Origin of the sequence: Paenibacillus apii, from assembly GCF_011043685.1 — a bacterium.
In the GTDB taxonomy this organism is placed as follows: domain Bacteria; phylum Bacillota; class Bacilli; order Paenibacillales; family Paenibacillaceae; genus Paenibacillus_AQ; species Paenibacillus_AQ sabinae.
On record NZ_JAAKGU010000016.1, the window covers coordinates 24,447 to 40,794 of the forward strand.

General features: G+C 51.1%; 12 protein-coding genes. All 12 read left to right on the plus strand.

Going from position 1 to position 16,348, the window contains the following annotated elements; all coding sequences use genetic code 11:
- The first annotated feature begins 222 nt into the window (after positions 1-222).
- The 12 genes from rpoB (at position 223) to rplW (ending at position 16,327) form a co-directional block, all read left to right on the plus strand.
- Complete coding sequence (gene rpoB / locus G5B47_RS23695) at positions 223-3,771, plus strand: DNA-directed RNA polymerase subunit beta (protein ID WP_025336683.1); 3,549 nt, start codon at positions 223-225, stop codon at positions 3,769-3,771.
- A 205-nt stretch (positions 3,772-3,976) separates the two neighbouring features.
- Complete coding sequence (gene rpoC / locus G5B47_RS23700) at positions 3,977-7,591, plus strand: DNA-directed RNA polymerase subunit beta' (protein ID WP_025336682.1); 3,615 nt, start codon at positions 3,977-3,979, stop codon at positions 7,589-7,591.
- Between the two features lie 165 nt (positions 7,592-7,756).
- Positions 7,757-8,005, plus strand: coding sequence for a ribosomal L7Ae/L30e/S12e/Gadd45 family protein (locus G5B47_RS23705; protein WP_025336681.1), 249 nt, complete (start codon positions 7,757-7,759; stop codon positions 8,003-8,005).
- Between the two features lie 142 nt (positions 8,006-8,147).
- Entirely contained in the window at positions 8,148-8,567 is a 420-nt protein-coding gene (rpsL, locus tag G5B47_RS23710; protein ID WP_025336680.1) for a 30S ribosomal protein S12, read from the plus strand.
- A 42-nt stretch (positions 8,568-8,609) separates the two neighbouring features.
- On the plus strand, positions 8,610-9,080 hold the full coding sequence (gene rpsG / locus G5B47_RS23715) for a 30S ribosomal protein S7 (protein WP_025336679.1): 471 nt from the start codon (positions 8,610-8,612) through the stop codon (positions 9,078-9,080).
- Positions 9,081-9,127: 47 nt separating this feature from the next.
- The gene (gene fusA, locus G5B47_RS23720; RefSeq protein WP_025336678.1) at positions 9,128-11,206 is read left to right on the plus strand and encodes an elongation factor G; all 2,079 of its coding nucleotides are present in this window, start codon (positions 9,128-9,130) and stop codon (positions 11,204-11,206) included.
- 107 nt (positions 11,207-11,313) lie between these two features.
- Positions 11,314-12,504, plus strand: a complete 1,191-nt coding sequence (gene tuf, locus G5B47_RS23725; protein WP_025336677.1) for an elongation factor Tu — start codon at positions 11,314-11,316, stop codon at positions 12,502-12,504.
- A 339-nt stretch (positions 12,505-12,843) separates the two neighbouring features.
- Entirely contained in the window at positions 12,844-14,193 is a 1,350-nt protein-coding gene (locus G5B47_RS23730) for a globin-coupled sensor protein (RefSeq protein ID WP_268958534.1), read from the plus strand.
- A 226-nt stretch (positions 14,194-14,419) separates the two neighbouring features.
- Positions 14,420-14,728, plus strand: coding sequence for a 30S ribosomal protein S10 (rpsJ, locus tag G5B47_RS23735; RefSeq protein WP_006676490.1), 309 nt, complete (start codon positions 14,420-14,422; stop codon positions 14,726-14,728).
- 39 nt (positions 14,729-14,767) lie between these two features.
- Positions 14,768-15,385, plus strand: coding sequence for a 50S ribosomal protein L3 (rplC, locus tag G5B47_RS23740; RefSeq protein WP_025336675.1), 618 nt, complete (start codon positions 14,768-14,770; stop codon positions 15,383-15,385).
- Between the two features lie 25 nt (positions 15,386-15,410).
- On the plus strand, positions 15,411-16,034 hold the full coding sequence (gene rplD / locus G5B47_RS23745; RefSeq protein WP_025336674.1) for a 50S ribosomal protein L4: 624 nt from the start codon (positions 15,411-15,413) through the stop codon (positions 16,032-16,034).
- Positions 16,034-16,327: a 50S ribosomal protein L23 gene (gene rplW / locus G5B47_RS23750; RefSeq protein ID WP_025336673.1), complete on the plus strand. Its 294-nt coding sequence runs from the start codon at positions 16,034-16,036 to the stop codon at positions 16,325-16,327. Before rplD ends, rplW begins: the two co-directional genes overlap by 1 nt.
- Positions 16,328-16,348: the final 21 nt, after the last annotated feature.

Genomic DNA, 16,348 nt, shown 5'->3' on the forward strand with positions numbered 1-16,348 from the left:
GCATAAACACACGCTTGTTGACGTATATTATGTACGTTTTGGGCAAATCTACTGAAGATGGAGTACTACTACCCATGAAGAAGTGCGCTCTTTTTTCGAAGATTTCGATAAGGGCTTTTCTTTATTTGGGGGATGAATCCCTGCTGTATGGTTCCATTATACGGTTACAAACAGGGGTTCGCAATCAATTTTTAAGTAAGTAGACATGAGGGGTGAGTAAAGTTGGCAGGACATCTTGTTCAGTATGGTCGACGCACTCGGCGAAGCTATGCAAGAATTAACGAGGTACTCGAGGTCCCGAACCTGATTGAAATCCAACAAAAATCATACGATTGGTTTTTGGAGGAAGGGCTGCGTGAAATGTTCCAGGACATCTCGCCGATTCAGGATTTCACGGGCAACCTGGTGCTGGAGTTCATTGATTACAGCTTGGGCGAACCGAAGTATACGGTGGATGACGCCAAAGAACGTGACGTGACGTATGCGGCGCCGCTTCGGGTGAAGGTGCGACTCATCAACAAGGAGACCGGAGAGGTCAAGGAACAGGAAGTGTTCATGGGAGATTTCCCGCTGATGACGGAGACCGGTACGTTTATTATTAACGGTGCGGAACGGGTAATTGTCAGCCAGTTGGTTCGCTCTCCTAGCGTCTACTTTAGCACTAAAGTGGATAAGAACGGCAAAAAAACCTATACCGCCACAGTCATCCCGAACCGCGGAGCCTGGCTAGAGCTGGAGACCGACGCGAAGGACATCATGTATGTCCGGATCGACCGTACACGTAAAATTCCGGTTACCGTGCTGCTGCGTGCTCTCGGATTCGGCAGCGACGCCGAAATTCTGGATCTGCTTGGCAATGATGAATATATTCGCAATACCCTGGATAAGGACAACACGGACTCCACGGAAAAAGCGCTCATCGAAATTTACGAGCGTCTTCGTCCGGGCGAACCGCCGACACTCGATAACGCCAAGAGCTTGCTCGTCGCGCGTTTCTTCGATCCGAAGCGTTACGATCTGGCGAACGTGGGTCGCTACAAAATCAACAAGAAGCTGCACATCAAGAACCGTCTTTTCAACCAGCGTCTGGCTCAGCCTTTGGTGGATGAGTCGACCGGGGAGATTCTGGGCGAAACCGGTCAAATGGTCGACCGCCGTCTCCTTGATAAACTGCTGCCATACTTCGAGCAGCAGGATATGGCTGCGAAGACTTACCGCGTAAGTGGAGGCGTGCTCGATAATGAGGATATTCCTCTTCAGACGGTCGAGGTGTTCTCGCCGATTGAAGAAGGCCGTGTGATCAAGCTGATCGCTAACGGCAATATTGATAAATCGGTCAAGCATATCACCCAGGCTGATATTATCTCCTCAATCAGCTACTTTATTAATCTGCTTCACGGCATCGGCAATACCGATGATATCGACCATTTGGGTAACCGTCGTCTGCGTTCCGTGGGCGAGCTTCTGCAGAACCAGTTCCGTATCGGTCTTTCCCGGATGGAACGCGTAGTGCGGGAGAGAATGTCGATCCAGGACGCGAACGCGATCACGCCGCAGGCGCTGATTAATATCCGTCCGGTTATCGCGTCGATCAAGGAGTTCTTCGGAAGCTCCCAGCTGTCGCAGTTTATGGACCAGACGAATCCGCTTGCGGAGCTGACGCATAAACGCCGTTTGTCCGCGCTGGGTCCGGGCGGTCTGACACGTGAGCGCGCGGGCTTTGAGGTACGCGACGTCCATCACAGTCACTACGGCCGGATGTGTCCGATCGAGACCCCGGAAGGTCCGAACATCGGTCTGATCAACTCCCTGTCGACTTTCGCCCGCATTAACGAGTATGGCTTCATCGAAGCGCCGTACCGTTGGGTCGATCCGAAGACGGGACAGGTCACTGAACAAATCGATTACCTCACAGCAGACGAGGAAGATAATTACGTAGTCGCTCAGGCGAATGCCGAGTTGACGGAGGAAGGCGCGTTTGCGGATGAGATGGTTATCGTCCGTTACAACAAGCTGTCCGACAACATCACGACAATGCCGAGCAGCCGAGTAGATTACATGGACGTTTCGCCAAAACAGGTTGTATCCGTCGCGACGGCGCTCATTCCGTTCCTTGAGAACGATGACTCCAACCGTGCGCTGATGGGTTCCAACATGCAGCGGCAGGCCGTTCCGCTGCTCATTCCGAAAGCGCCGCTCGTCGGCACGGGAATGGAGCATAAATCAGCTAAAGATTCGGGCGTATGTATCGTTTCCAAATACGACGGCATCATCGAGCGCTCGTCGGCCAACGAAATCTGGCTGCGGCGCGTTGAGACCGTCGACGGCAAAGAAGTTAAAGGCGACATTGTTAAATATAAATTACACAAATTTATGCGTTCGAACCAAGGAACCTGCATTAACCAGCGTCCTCTGGCCAAGAGAGGCGATATCGTCAAGAAAGGCGACATCCTGGCAGACGGTCCTTCCACGGAAATGGGCGAATTGGCCCTGGGCCGCAACGTTGTCGTTGCGTTCATGACGTGGGAAGGCTACAACTACGAGGATGCCATCCTGCTTAGCGAGAAGCTGGTTAAAGAGGATGTATACACTTCGATCCATATCGAGGAATACGAATCCGAAGCGCGGGATACAAAGCTCGGACCGGAAGAAATTACGCGCGACATTCCGAACGTGGGCGAGGAAGCTCTTCGCAATCTGGATGAGCGCGGCATTATCCGAATCGGTGCCGAAATTAGCGCTGGCGACATTCTCGTCGGCAAGGTTACGCCAAAAGGCGTAACGGAGCTGACGGCGGAAGAACGTCTCCTGCATGCCATCTTCGGCGAGAAGGCACGCGAAGTGCGCGATACCTCCCTCCGTGTTCCTCATGGTAGTGATGGTATCATCGTCGATGTCAAAGTGTTTACTCGCGAGAACGGCGACGAGCTGCCTCCTGGCGTAAACCAGCTGGTTCGTGTCTATATCGCCCAGAAGCGTAAAATTTCCGAAGGCGACAAAATGGCCGGACGTCACGGCAACAAGGGTGTCGTAGCCCGTATTCTGCCTGAAGAAGATATGCCGTTCCTGCCGGACGGAACGCCGGTGCAGGTTGTGCTCAACCCGCTGGGCGTTCCTTCGCGGATGAACATTGGTCAGGTGCTTGAAGTTCACCTTGGCTTCGCGGCCATGCGCCTGGGTATCCACGTCGCAACGCCGGTATTCGACGGAGCGCGTGAGTACGACGTCTTCGACACGATGGAAGAAGCCGGAATGCAGCGCAACGGTAAGACCATCCTGTATGACGGACGGACAGGTGAGCGTTTCGAACGCGAAGTTACCGTCGGCGTCATGCACATGATCAAGCTGGCGCACATGGTTGACGATAAAATCCATGCCCGTTCCACGGGACCATACTCGCTCGTTACGCAGCAGCCACTCGGCGGTAAAGCCCAGTTCGGCGGACAGCGTTTCGGGGAGATGGAAGTGTGGGCGCTTGAAGCCTACGGTGCAGCCTATACGCTGCAAGAGATTCTTACGGTTAAATCCGATGACGTGGTTGGCCGTGTGAAGACCTACGAATCCATTGTCAAAGGCGAGAATGTGCCGGAGCCGGGCGTTCCTGAGTCCTTCAAAGTATTGATCAAAGAGCTTCAGTCTCTCGGTATGGACGTCAAAATCCTGAGCGGCGACGAGCAAGAGATCGAAATGAAGGAACTGGACGACGAGGATGAGACTTCAAGCGACAAGCTGAGCCTCAATCTGGAAGGTGCGGAAGTCGGAGTGGAATAAATAATCCTCATAAAGTAAACGGGTTCTTCAAAGGTGGTGTCAATTCCCCTGCGGAGCCCGCGAACGGTTGAGGATGACAATAAGCGGCGGCGCCATCCTGTGAGTAGGATGGCCTTCCGCTGTATGACCGCAGCTTCTCCCGCTGCAAGGAGTCGGGAGAGGAACGGCGACACCAAATCAGGATCAGGTTAAGGAGGGTTGCTCCTTGTTGGACGTTAACAATTTTGAATTTATGAAAATCGGGCTGGCTTCCCCGGAGAAGATTCGTTCTTGGTCCCGCGGAGAAGTTAAGAAACCGGAAACCATCAACTATCGCACACTCAAGCCGGAGAAAGAGGGTCTTTTCTGCGAACGGATCTTCGGACCGCAAAAGGACTGGGAGTGTCACTGCGGCAAATACAAACGCGTCCGTTATAAAGGCGTAGTCTGCGACCGCTGCGGCGTTGAAGTTACACGCGCCAAAGTGCGCCGCGAGCGTATGGGCCATATTGAGCTCGCCGCTCCGGTATCCCATATCTGGTATTTCAAAGGCATTCCGAGCCGCATGGGTCTGGCTCTTGATATGTCCCCGAGATCGCTTGAAGAGATTATTTATTTCGCATCCTATGTTGTAACCGACCCTGGCGATACGCCTCTGGAGAAGAAACAGCTGCTGTCCGAGAAGGAATACCGCAGCTACCGCGAGAAGTACGGTTACGGCTTCCAGGCGAGCATGGGCGCAGAAGCGGTCAAGAAGCTGCTTCAGGATCTGGATATCGAAAAAGAGCTGGAATTCCTTAAGGAAGAGCTGCGCACCGCCCAAGGCCAACGCCGCAACCGTGCGATCAAGCGCCTTGAAGTCATCGAAGCTTTCCGCAACTCCGGCAACAAGCCAGACTGGATGATCATGGACGTTCTCCCGGTTATTCCGCCGGAACTTCGTCCGATGGTACAGCTGGACGGCGGACGTTTTGCTACGTCTGACCTGAACGACCTGTACCGCCGCGTAATCAACCGCAACAACCGTCTGAAAAGACTGCTTGACCTTGGCGCTCCGGATATCATCGTGCAGAACGAGAAACGGATGCTTCAGGAAGCTGTCGACGCTCTGATCGACAACGGTCGCCGAGGCCGCCCGGTAACGGGTCCAGGCAACCGTCCGCTGAAATCGCTCAGCCATATGCTGAAAGGTAAGCAGGGCCGTTTCCGGCAGAACCTGCTCGGTAAACGGGTCGACTATTCCGGCCGTTCCGTTATCGTCGTAGGTCCTTACCTAAAAATGTACCAATGCGGTCTGCCCAAGAAAATGGCGCTGGAGCTGTTCAAGCCGTTCGTCATGAAAGAGCTGGTCAACAAGGGGCTTGCCCACAACATCAAGAGCGCGAAACGTAAAGTTGAGCGCGTAAGCCCGGAAGTTTGGGACGTTCTTGAAGAGGTAATCAAAGAGCATCCGGTTCTCCTGAACCGTGCCCCCACGCTTCACCGTCTCGGTATCCAGGCGTTTGAACCGATTCTGGTGGAAGGCCATGCCATTCGTCTTCACCCGCTCGTATGTACGGCGTACAACGCCGACTTTGACGGTGACCAAATGGCCGTACACGTTCCGCTTTCGGCTGAAGCGCAGGCGGAAGCCCGCATCCTGATGCTGGCGTCGGGCAACATTCTGAACCCGAAAGACGGTAAGCCGGTTGTTACCCCTTCCCAGGATATGGTTCTCGGTTCCTTCTATCTGACCATGGACAACAAGGAAGAAAAGGGCAGCGGCATGATTCTCCGTACCGTGAACGAAGCGGTTTCCGCTTACCAGCGCGGCACTGCAGGTCTTCATGCGCGTGTAGCCATTCCGGTCAAGGCGCTTAACAAGACCAGCTTCACCGAGAAGCAGCAGAATGCCATGCTGATCACAACGGTCGGCAAGATCATTTTCAACGAGATTTTCCCGGAAAGCTTCCCGTACATCAACGAAGCGACCCGTGACAATCTGCTGCAGGGAACGCCTGAGAGATATTTCATCTACGAAAAAGGCGCCAATATCCCTGAACTGCTCGATGCGGTTCCGATTGCGGGCGCTGTCGGCAAAGAATATCTGGGCTCTATCATCGCCCGTTGTTTCGAAATTTACCATACGACCAAAACATCGGTCATTCTTGATAAAATCAAGCAGCTTGGCTTCACTTACTCTACCCGTGCAGGTGTAACGATCGCCGTATCGGACGTAATCGTGCCAGAAGAGAAGAAAGCCATTCTGAAAGAGTCCGAAGAGAAGGTCGACATTGTTGCCAAGCAGTACCGCCGCGGTCTGATTACCAATGAAGAACGGTATGACCGTGTAATTGAAATCTGGTCCAAGACCAAAGACGATCTGACGAACGTCCTCATGAAGTCGATGGACCGTTTCAACTCCATCATGCTTATGGTTGACTCCAAAGCTCGGGGTAACAAGTCGCAGATCACCCAGCTGGGCGGCATGCGCGGACTGATGGCGACGCCGTCGGGCCGTATCTTCGAACTTCCGATCAAAGCGAACTTCCGCGAAGGTCTGACCGTCTTGGAGTACTTTATCTCCACTCACGGCGCGCGGAAAGGTCTGGCCGATACGGCGCTTCGTACCGCCGACTCCGGTTACTTGACCCGTCGTCTCGTCGACGTGGCCCAGGACGTAATCGTCCGCGAAGAAGATTGCGGCACGGATAAAGGCTTTACCGTCAGCCGCATTCAGGACGGCAAAGAGGTTATCGAGGATCTGTACGACCGTATTGAAGGGCGGTACTGCTTTGAGACGGTCCGCCATCCGGAGACGGGTGAAATCATCGTGCACCGGAACGATCTGATCGATTCTGACAAAGCGGAAGAGATCGTTAATGCCGGAGTAAGCAAGCTGCAAATCCGTTCTGTGCTGAGCTGCCGCGCCCGTCACGGCGTCTGCAAGAAATGCTACGGACGCAACCTGGCGACCGGCAAGCACGTTGAGATCGGCGAAGCCGTCGGCATTATCGCCGCGCAGTCCATCGGTGAACCCGGAACACAGCTTACCATGCGTACGTTCCATACCGGGGGCGTTGCGGGCGACGATATCACGCAAGGTCTTCCGCGTATTCAGGAGTTGTTCGAGGCCCGTAATCCGAAAGGCCAGGCGACAATCAGTGAAATCGACGGCGTGATCAAGGAAATCCGCGAAGCGAAGGACCGCCGCGAAATCGAGGTTCAAGGCGAAGCGGAATCCAAGGTGTACTCCATCACTTACGGTTCCCGCCTGCGCGTAAGCGAAGGCCAGGAGATCGAAGCCGGAGACGAGCTGACCGACGGCTCCATTGACCCGAAAGAGATGCTGCGCATCAAGGGTATCCGCGGGGTGCAGAACTACATTCTGCAGGAAGTACAGCGCGTATACCGGAACCAGGGCGTAGAAATCAACGACAAGCACGTTGAAGTCATGATCAAGCAGATGCTTCGCAAAATCCGGATCATCGACGCTGGCGACACGAATCTGCTGCCCGGATCGTTCGCGGATATCCATGAATACGAAGCGGCCAATAAGGAAGCGATCCTGTCCGGCAAAGAGCCGGCCGTGGCGAAGCCTGTGCTGCTGGGTATTACCAAAGCATCGCTTGAAACGGACTCCTTCCTCTCCGCGGCATCGTTCCAGGAGACAACGCGCGTGTTGACCGACGCCGCCATCAAGGGCAAAGTCGACCAACTGCTTGGTCTCAAAGAGAATGTTATTATCGGTAAGCTGATTCCTGCCGGAACGGGCATGAACCGCTACCGTAATGTAAAACTGATCAACCCGGAAGAAGAGCAGGATGAAGTGGAAGCTTTAGAAACGGTTCCTGCCGAATAAGCAGGGTCATACTGCCTGACTAATCGCGCCGAGACTTCTCATGAGTCCGGCGCGGTTGTCTGCAGTGAGATTTTTGGATTAGTTCTTGACAATGCATATTGTTGGTGCTAATATGTTAAAGGTGCGTGAGTATCCTTGTTATCTTTGTTCATTGGAGGGTTTATAATGACTGATGATAGAGGATTACGGGACGCTCAGATCAAGATCGGCACCAAGCAAACCGTCAAAGCGGTTGAGATGGGCCAAGCCGCAGAAGTCTATGTGGCGGAAGACGGAGATCCCAAGCTTACTTCCAGAATCGTGAGTCTTTGCAATAAGCACGGCGTCAAGTTGACTTATGTCGATACGATGCAGCAGTTGGGCAAGGCGTGCGGGATTGAAGTAGGCGCAGCGATGGCAGCCGTCTTAAAATAATAGCGTAAGGAACTGTTTTTGTGTCGAGGTGAGCTTCGGCGGCAAAAACTTTTCATTTGTTCTTTTATGAACCGCCTGGGTCTGTGGGCTTAACAAAGTGGTTTCTAAGAGATCATTATTAGAGGAAGGGGGTGGCACAACAATGCCAACTATCAATCAATTGGTTCGTAAAGGCCGTCAAGCCAAGATCGAAAAATCGAAATCGCCTGCACTGCAAAAAGGATTCAACGCCCTGAAGCGTGAGGCTACAGATTTGAGCGCTCCGCAAAAACGCGGTGTGTGCACTCGTGTAGGTACAATGACTCCGAAGAAACCGAACTCCGCACTTCGTAAATATGCCCGTGTTCGCTTGACGAACCGCGTAGAGGTGACGGCTTACATTCCGGGTATCGGACACAACCTGCAAGAGCACAGCGTGGTGCTGATCCGCGGAGGCCGGGTTAAGGACCTTCCGGGTGTTCGTTACCACATCGTTCGCGGCGCGCTGGATACAGCAGGCGTGAACAACCGGATGCAAGCTCGCTCCAAATACGGCGCGAAACGTCCGAAAGTTAAGAAATAATGAATGAACAAATAAGAACAATCTAACGAAAGGGGGATATCCATGCCACGCAAAGGTCCAGTTTCCAAAAGAGACGTACTGCCGGATCCGGTGTATAACAGCAAACTGGTTACTCGTCTGATTAACCGTGTAATGCTGGATGGTAAAAGAGGTGTCGCTCAAAGCATTCTGTACAATGCGTTCAAGTTGATTGAAGAACGTACGGGCAAAGACCCAATGGAAGTTTTCGAAGCGGCAATCAAGAACATCATGCCGGTTCTGGAAGTTAAAGCACGCCGTGTCGGCGGTGCCAACTACCAAGTGCCGATCGAAGTAAAACCGGAGAGACGTACTTCCCTGGGATTACGTTGGCTCGTTAACTACTCCCGCAACCGCGGTGAGAAGACGATGGAAGAACGTTTGGCGGCCGAGATCATCGACGCTTCCAACAACACAGGCGCTTCCGTTAAGAAACGTGAAGACACGCACAAAATGGCTGAAGCGAACAAAGCGTTTGCTCACTACCGCTGGTAGGATCAAGGTCAATCAAATAACTTCATTTTTGAAGGGAGACCCCATTCATGGCAAGAGAGTTCTCCTTGAAAAATACACGTAATATCGGGATCATGGCTCATATTGACGCCGGTAAGACAACCACCACGGAACGGATTCTTTTCTATACAGGCCGTACGCACAAAATCGGTGAGGTTCACGAAGGTGCGGCAACGATGGACTGGATGGAGCAAGAGCAGGAGCGCGGGATTACGATTACTTCCGCTGCTACCACGGCTGCGTGGAAAGGTCACCGCGTCAACATCATCGATACCCCGGGACACGTTGACTTCACCGTTGAAGTTGAACGTTCCCTTCGTGTATTGGACGGGGCAGTAGGCGTTTTCAGTGCAAAAGAGGGCGTTGAGCCTCAGTCTGAAACCGTTTGGAGACAGGCTGACCGTTATGGCGTTCCACGGATCGCTTATGTTAACAAAATGGATATCATCGGAGCGGATTACCTTAACGTAGTTAAGGATATGCGCGAGCGTCTGCAAGCAAATGCGGTTGCCATTCAGCTGCCGATCGGTGCCGAGAACGACTTTATCGGCATCATCGACCTGATTGAACAAAAAGCCCATATGTACAAAGACGATCTTGGCCGTGATATTGAAGTGACGGATATCCCGTCCGAATTCCTGGATCAAGTCGAAGAGCTGCGCAACGAGCTCATTGAGAAAGTTGCTGAACTCGACGAAGATCTGACCATGAAATACCTGGAAGGCGAAGAGATTACCATTGACGAAATCAAGGCTGCACTTCGCAAAGGCGTAGTGGACGTTAAGATTTTCCCGGTAATCTGCGGCTCTTCTTACCGTAACAAAGGGGTTCAGCTGATGCTGGACGCTGTTATCGATTTCCTGCCGGCTCCGATCGATGTTCCATCGATCAAAGGTCATCTTGAAGATGGCACGGAAGCAGAGCGTCACTCTTCGGACGAAGAGCCGTTCTCCGCGCTGGCATTTAAAATCATGACCGATCCTTATGTTGGTAAGCTGACGTTCTTCCGCGTATACTCCGGTATTCTGGAGTCCGGTTCTTACGTTCTGAATGCCACTAAAGGTAAACGTGAGCGTATCGGCCGTATCCTGCAAATGCACGCGAACAGCCGTCAGGAAATTTCCATCGTGTATTCCGGCGATATCGCTGCAGCCGTAGGTTTGAAAGACACAGGCACAGGTGATACACTGTGTGATGAGAAGAATCCGGTTATTCTCGAATCGATGAACTTCCCGGATCCGGTTATCGAAATCGCAGTTGAACCTAAAACGAAGGCCGACCAAGACAAAATGGGCGTTGCCCTCGGCAAGCTGACCGAAGAAGACCCGACGCTGCGCGCGCACACCGACGAAGAAACGGGACAAACGATTCTGGCCGGTATGGGCGAGCTTCACTTGGATATCATTATCGACCGTATGCGTCGTGAATTCAAAGTGGAGACCAATGTTGGTAAACCGCAGGTTGCTTACCGCGAAACGTTCAGAGCTCCGGCTCGCGTCGAAGGTAAATTCGTTCGTCAGTCCGGCGGTCGTGGTCAATACGGTCACGTATGGGTTGAATTTGAGCCTCTCGAGGCAGGTACTGGCAGCCAGTTCGAAAGTAAGGTTGTCGGCGGTTCCGTACCGAGAGAATACATCGCTCCTGCGCTTGCAGGTATTGAAGAGCAAATGAAGAACGGCGTTATCGCTGGCTTCCCGCTCGTTGATGTCAAAGCAACCATCGTTGACGGTTCTTACCATGATGTCGACTCCAACGAAATGGCGTTTAAGATTGCCGGTTCGATGGCGCTCAAAGCAGCTAAAGACAAGTGTAAACCTGTCCTGCTTGAGCCAATCATGAAAGTGGAAGTTACAGTGCCTGAGGAATACATGGGCGATGTTATGGGTATGCTGAACTCCCGCCGCGGACGGATCGAAGGTATGGATTCCCGCGCCGGTGCTCAAATTATCCGTGCGAAAGTGCCTCTTTCCGAAATGTTCGGTTATTCCACTACCCTGCGTTCCGGTACACAAGGCCGCGGCGTATTCTCGATGGAACTCTCCCACTATGAAGAAGTTCCTAAATCCATCGCGGACGAGATCGTATCCAAGAACAAGGGTGCAGAGTAATCCTAGTTTAACTTGCCGTCCGGTTGTTTCCCGTCAGTCATCCCAGAAGTAGCTTAAGATCGGGCGGCTCCAATAATAAGAACCCATATTAAGGAGGATTTGTTCAAATGGCAAAGGCTAAGTTTGAACGTACTAAACCGCACGTTAACATCGGTACTATCGGTCACGTCGACCATGGTAAAACGACTCTGACTGCTGCAATCACAACTGTATTGTCCAAAAAATACGGCGGTGCCGCTGTAGCATTCGACCAAATCGATAAAGCTCCGGAAGAGCGCGAACGTGGTATCACGATCTCCACAGCTCACGTTGAATATGAAACTCCTAACCGTCACTACGCACACGTAGACTGCCCTGGACACGCCGACTATGTTAAAAACATGATCACCGGCGCAGCGCAAATGGACGGCGCTATCCTGGTTGTATCCGCAGCGGACGGCCCAATGCCGCAAACTCGCGAACACATCCTGCTGTCCCGCCAAGTAGGCGTTCCTTACATCGTCGTATTCCTGAACAAATGTGACATGGTTGAAGACGAAGAGCTTTTGGAACTGGTTGAAATGGAAGTTCGCGACCTGCTGAATGAATACGAATTCCCGGGCGATGACACTCCGATCACTCGCGGTTCCGCTCGTGAAGCTCTGCAAAACCCTGACGGCGAATGGGCTGCCAAGATCGTTGAAATGTTCGAAACGATCGACACTTACATCCCGCTGCCAGAACGCGACACTGACAAGCCTTTCCTTATGCCTGTCGAGGACGTATTCTCCATCACTGGCCGTGGTACCGTTGCAACTGGTCGCGTAGAACGCGGAACAGTTAAAGTAGGCGACGAAGTTGAAATCGTTGGTATCCAAGAAGAAACGAAGAAATCCGTCGTTACCGGCGTTGAAATGTTCCGTAAGCTGCTTGACTCCGCTCAAGCTGGCGACAACATCGGCGCTCTGCTCCGTGGTGTTGACCGTAACCAAATCGAGCGCGGACAAGTGCTGGCTAAACCGGCTTCCGTTAAGCCGCACACTGAGTTCACTGCTCAAATCTACGTCCTGACCAAAGAAGAAGGTGGCCGTCATAAGCCTTTCTTTACTGGATACCGTCCTCAGTTCTACTTCCGTACAACTGACGTAACTGGTATCATCAACCTGCCAGAAGGTACTGAAATGGTTATGCCTGGCGACAACATCACAGTTACTGTTCAACTGATCTCCCCGATCGCTATCGAAGAAGGAACTAAGTTCTCTATTCGTGAAGGTGGCCGTACAGTTGGAGCCGGTACTGTAGCTTCTATCCAAAAATAAGTTCGATTCTTCTCTTTTGAGAAAGATCAGAACTTGCCGAACAAGGATTCTTCTGCGGAAGAATCCTTGTTTTTTTATGTCTCGAATATTAGCTGAGAACTCCACTCTATAGATCCCCAACTGAAGGATTTTCCACCAGATCAAAGAAAATAAAATTTTAAATATTAGAGTCACTTCTATTCACAAAAGAAATCAAATTACCGAAGATAAGGATATAAACGAATTTCAACATAATCTTCTCGAATTCGACAATAATCAACACAATTCTGTTACAGAATGCCTCGAATCCGATATCATTCAACAAAATTCTATTAGATACAGTCAAATGGGAGTGAAAGTATGGGAAAATGTCCGTTCTCTTTTTTACATGGTTTATCCCCAAAGCACAAGAAGCTAGTCTCCCGTGACAGCAATTCATTTATCCACAGTAACGGACAATCAGCGGCCTTAAGTTCTTTTCATAAGATAGAAGGCCGAGAAGAATTAAATGAACAGATGCGAATGATTGATTTGACAGAGGCTGATCTGGAGCTGCTGTTCAAGCTAAAACCCGCTATCGAGCGTAATATTGACAAGATTACTGATGGTTTTTATAATTCGGTGCTCGGTGTAGATAAGCTGGAGCAGATCATTCTGGAACACAGCAGCATTGAGCGCTTGAAGCAGACTTTACGCGACCATATCGTTGAAATCTTCGACGGCAGTGTTGATAGTCACTACATAGCGAAACGATTGACCATTGCCAAAATTCATAAAAAGGTTGGGCTTGAGCCCAAGTGGTATTTATCAGCTTTTCAAAATCTGCAAAACGAGTTTATCGGCGTGATCTATGATGAAGCTTTAGACGACAGGGAACGGCTCAAGATGGTGCGAACGGTTACCAAGCTTTTGAACCTGGAGCAGCAGCTCGTGCTCGAAGCCTACGAAAAAGAGAATATTCGGGAAAAAGAAGAGCAGTACGAAATGGTGAAGAATGAGCTGAAGCAGAAGATTGCCGAATTCAGCGGAGAGCTTATCGACCTTAGTATCGATACCAACGCGGCAGTCGAGCAGCTTGTGGCCAGCAGCAATGAAGTCAATGATACCTTCCGGCGCACCGCTTCTTCGGCTCTTGACTCGCAGGAAATGGCAAAAGGCGGCCGTGAGCTGCTAAGCAAGCTGAATGGGCAGATCGCCCATATTTTTGAGAGAACAACTGAAATGGAGCGCTCGGTTAGTGAACTTAGCCAATTCTCCAGACAAATTCAGAAGATCGTCGGCGCGGTGCAAGAAATTGCGGATCAAACAAAAATATTATCTCTCAACGCAACGATAGAAGCGGCCAGGGCCGGCGAGCATGGAAGAGGATTCAGCGTGGTGGCTCAGGAAGTCAATCGGCTGGCGGAGGATACGAAGAACACGGTAATACGCATAGGGGAGCTGACAGCTCAATCCGGCGGTTTAAGTGCCCAAGTAGTAAATGAAATTCGCAAAGTGCAGGAACTGACGGAAAGCGGCAAGCTGCAGTCGGATGAGACAAGCCAGCTGTTCTCCGACATTTTGGATACGATGCATAGCAGCACCCAAGAGATTGTAACCGCTCAGGAAGAAATCCGGACGCTGATTCATACAATAGAAGGAATCGGATCGACAACGGCTCAAACAGCAGCATCGGCGGAATATTTCAAGTCAGCAACAGCCAATTTATAGCATAGAGAAGTACACCGGAACAGCGCGTGAATAAAATCATGCGTTGTTTTATTTTATGCTTGCATTGGGCAAAAAGATTCTATATAATAATAAATGTTGTTCTGCGACGTTGCGATGATGTGAGAGGTTACTGACACACCCGGCTCCTTTGCCATGAAGCCTGTGGTCAGAAAATTTTCACGGAGTATGTCCGATAATAAATTGGGCGATAGAAGGAGGGACTAAAATGGCAAAGCAAAAAATTCGTATCCGCTTGAAAGCATACGACCACAGAATTCTTGATCAATCCGCTGAGAAGATTGTTGAAACAGCAAAACGTTCCGGTGCAGGTGTGTCCGGGCCGATTCCGCTGCCAACTGAGAAGCAAGTTATTACTATTCTCCGTGCGGTGCACAAGTACAAGGATTCCCGTGAGCAGTTCGAAATGCGTACTCACAAGCGTCTGATCGACATTGTGAATCCAACGCCTCAAACTGTGGATGCCTTGATGCGCTTGGACCTGCCGTCCGGTGTAGATATCGAAATTAAATTGTAATTCTTCTATTAGAAACAGGAAAAGAAAAGAGGTGTCAACATGAAAGGTATCTTAGGAAAAAAACTCGGTATGACTCAAGTGTTTACTCCTGAAGGTAACGTAATCGCGGTTACGGTTATCGAAGCGGGTCCTTGCGTCGTACTGCAAAAGAAAGACCTCAATACCGACGGGTATGAAGCAGTGCAGTTGGGCTTTTCCGATAAGAAAAACACCAACAAGCCTGAACAAGGTCACGCCCAGAAGGCAAATGCAACACCTAAGCGCTACGTTCGCGAAATTCGCGGTGTTGACCTCGGGGCACTCGAGGTTGGACAAGAGCTGAAGGCTGACGTCTTCGCAGAAGGCGAATTTGTTGACGTAACCGGAATTTCCAAAGGCAAAGGCTTCCAAGGCGTTATCAAACGCTGGGGACAAAGCCGCGGACCAATGGCTCACGGTTCCCGCTACCACAGAAGACCGGGTTCGATGGGTTCCATCCAGGCCAACCGTGTTCCTAAAGGCAAGCGACTGCCAGGACATATGGGCCATGATACGGTAACAATCCAAAAGCTCGAAATCATCAAGGTGGACACAGAGCGTAATGTGCTGCTGGTTAAAGGCTCCATTCCGGGACCTAAGAACAGCTTCGTGAAGGTTAAAGAAACCGTTAAGAAATAACTTTTGAAGAAAGGAGGAACATGAAATGCCAAAAGTAACACTTTTCAATATCAGCGGTAATGAAGTTGGTGAAGTTGAACTGAGCGACGCGATTTTCGGTATCGAGCCGAACACTCACGTGCTCAATGAAGCAGTTCTTCTGCAAAGAGCTTCCCTGCGCCGCGGTACACATAAAGTTAAAGGACGTTCTGAAGTTCGTGGCGGCGGACGCAAGCCTTGGAAACAAAAAGGTACAGGTCGCGCTCGTCAAGGCTCGATTCGTTCTCCTCAATGGAAAGGCGGCGGCGTTGTCTTCGGACCGACTCCTCGCAGCTATTCCTGGAAACTGCCTAGAAAGGTTCGTCGTCTGGCGATCAAATCCGCACTGTCCTCGAAGGTTATCGAGAGCAACATCATCGTGCTGGATAGCCTGACGCTGAATGCTCCGAAGACGAAAGAATTCGTAGCCATTCTGAACAACCTGAAGGTAGCTGAAAAAGCCCTGATCGTAGCTCCTAGCTATGACGACAATGTAGCTCTCTCCGCCCGCAACATCCCTGGAGTGAAGTTCCTGGCGGCTGATGGCATTAACGTTCTTGACGTGCTGACGCACGACAAACTGATCATCACCAAAGATGCAGTTTCTAAGGTAGAGGAGGTGTTCGCGTAATGAAAGATCCTCGCGATATCATCAAACGTCCGGTGATTACGGAACGCACATCCGACTACATGAGCGATTTGAAATATGCTTTTGAAGTGGACATTCGTGCCAACAAGACCGAAATCAAGCAGGCTGTAGAGGCCATATTTAAAGTGAAAGTCGTTGCTGTGAACACACTGCGCGTGCCTGGAAAGCTGAAACGGTACGGACGCTACTCCGGATACACTCCGGAATGGAAGAAAGCTATCGTTAAGCTCAGCCCGGACAGCAAGCCGCTCGAGTTCTTTGAAGCGGTAGAATAATATCCTGTAAAGCAAGGAGGG

What these genes read in the sequence shown, in the direction of transcription:
- G5B47_RS23705 (WP_025336681.1), top strand. Translation starts at nt 7,757, where the DNA reads ATGACTGATGATAGAGGATTACGGGACGCTCAGATCAAGATCGGCACC.
- rpsL (WP_025336680.1), top strand. Translation starts at nt 8,148, where the DNA reads ATGCCAACTATCAATCAATTGGTTCGTAAAGGCCGTCAAGCCAAGATC.
- rpsG (WP_025336679.1), top strand. Translation starts at nt 8,610, where the DNA reads ATGCCACGCAAAGGTCCAGTTTCCAAAAGAGACGTACTGCCGGATCCG.
- fusA (WP_025336678.1), top strand. Translation starts at nt 9,128, where the DNA reads ATGGCAAGAGAGTTCTCCTTGAAAAATACACGTAATATCGGGATCATG.
- tuf (WP_025336677.1), top strand. Translation starts at nt 11,314, where the DNA reads ATGGCAAAGGCTAAGTTTGAACGTACTAAACCGCACGTTAACATCGGT.
- G5B47_RS23730 (WP_268958534.1), top strand. Translation starts at nt 12,844, where the DNA reads ATGGGAAAATGTCCGTTCTCTTTTTTACATGGTTTATCCCCAAAGCAC.
- rpsJ (WP_006676490.1), top strand. Translation starts at nt 14,420, where the DNA reads ATGGCAAAGCAAAAAATTCGTATCCGCTTGAAAGCATACGACCACAGA.
- rplC (WP_025336675.1), top strand. Translation starts at nt 14,768, where the DNA reads ATGAAAGGTATCTTAGGAAAAAAACTCGGTATGACTCAAGTGTTTACT.
- rplD (WP_025336674.1), top strand. Translation starts at nt 15,411, where the DNA reads ATGCCAAAAGTAACACTTTTCAATATCAGCGGTAATGAAGTTGGTGAA.
- rplW (WP_025336673.1), top strand. Translation starts at nt 16,034, where the DNA reads ATGAAAGATCCTCGCGATATCATCAAACGTCCGGTGATTACGGAACGC.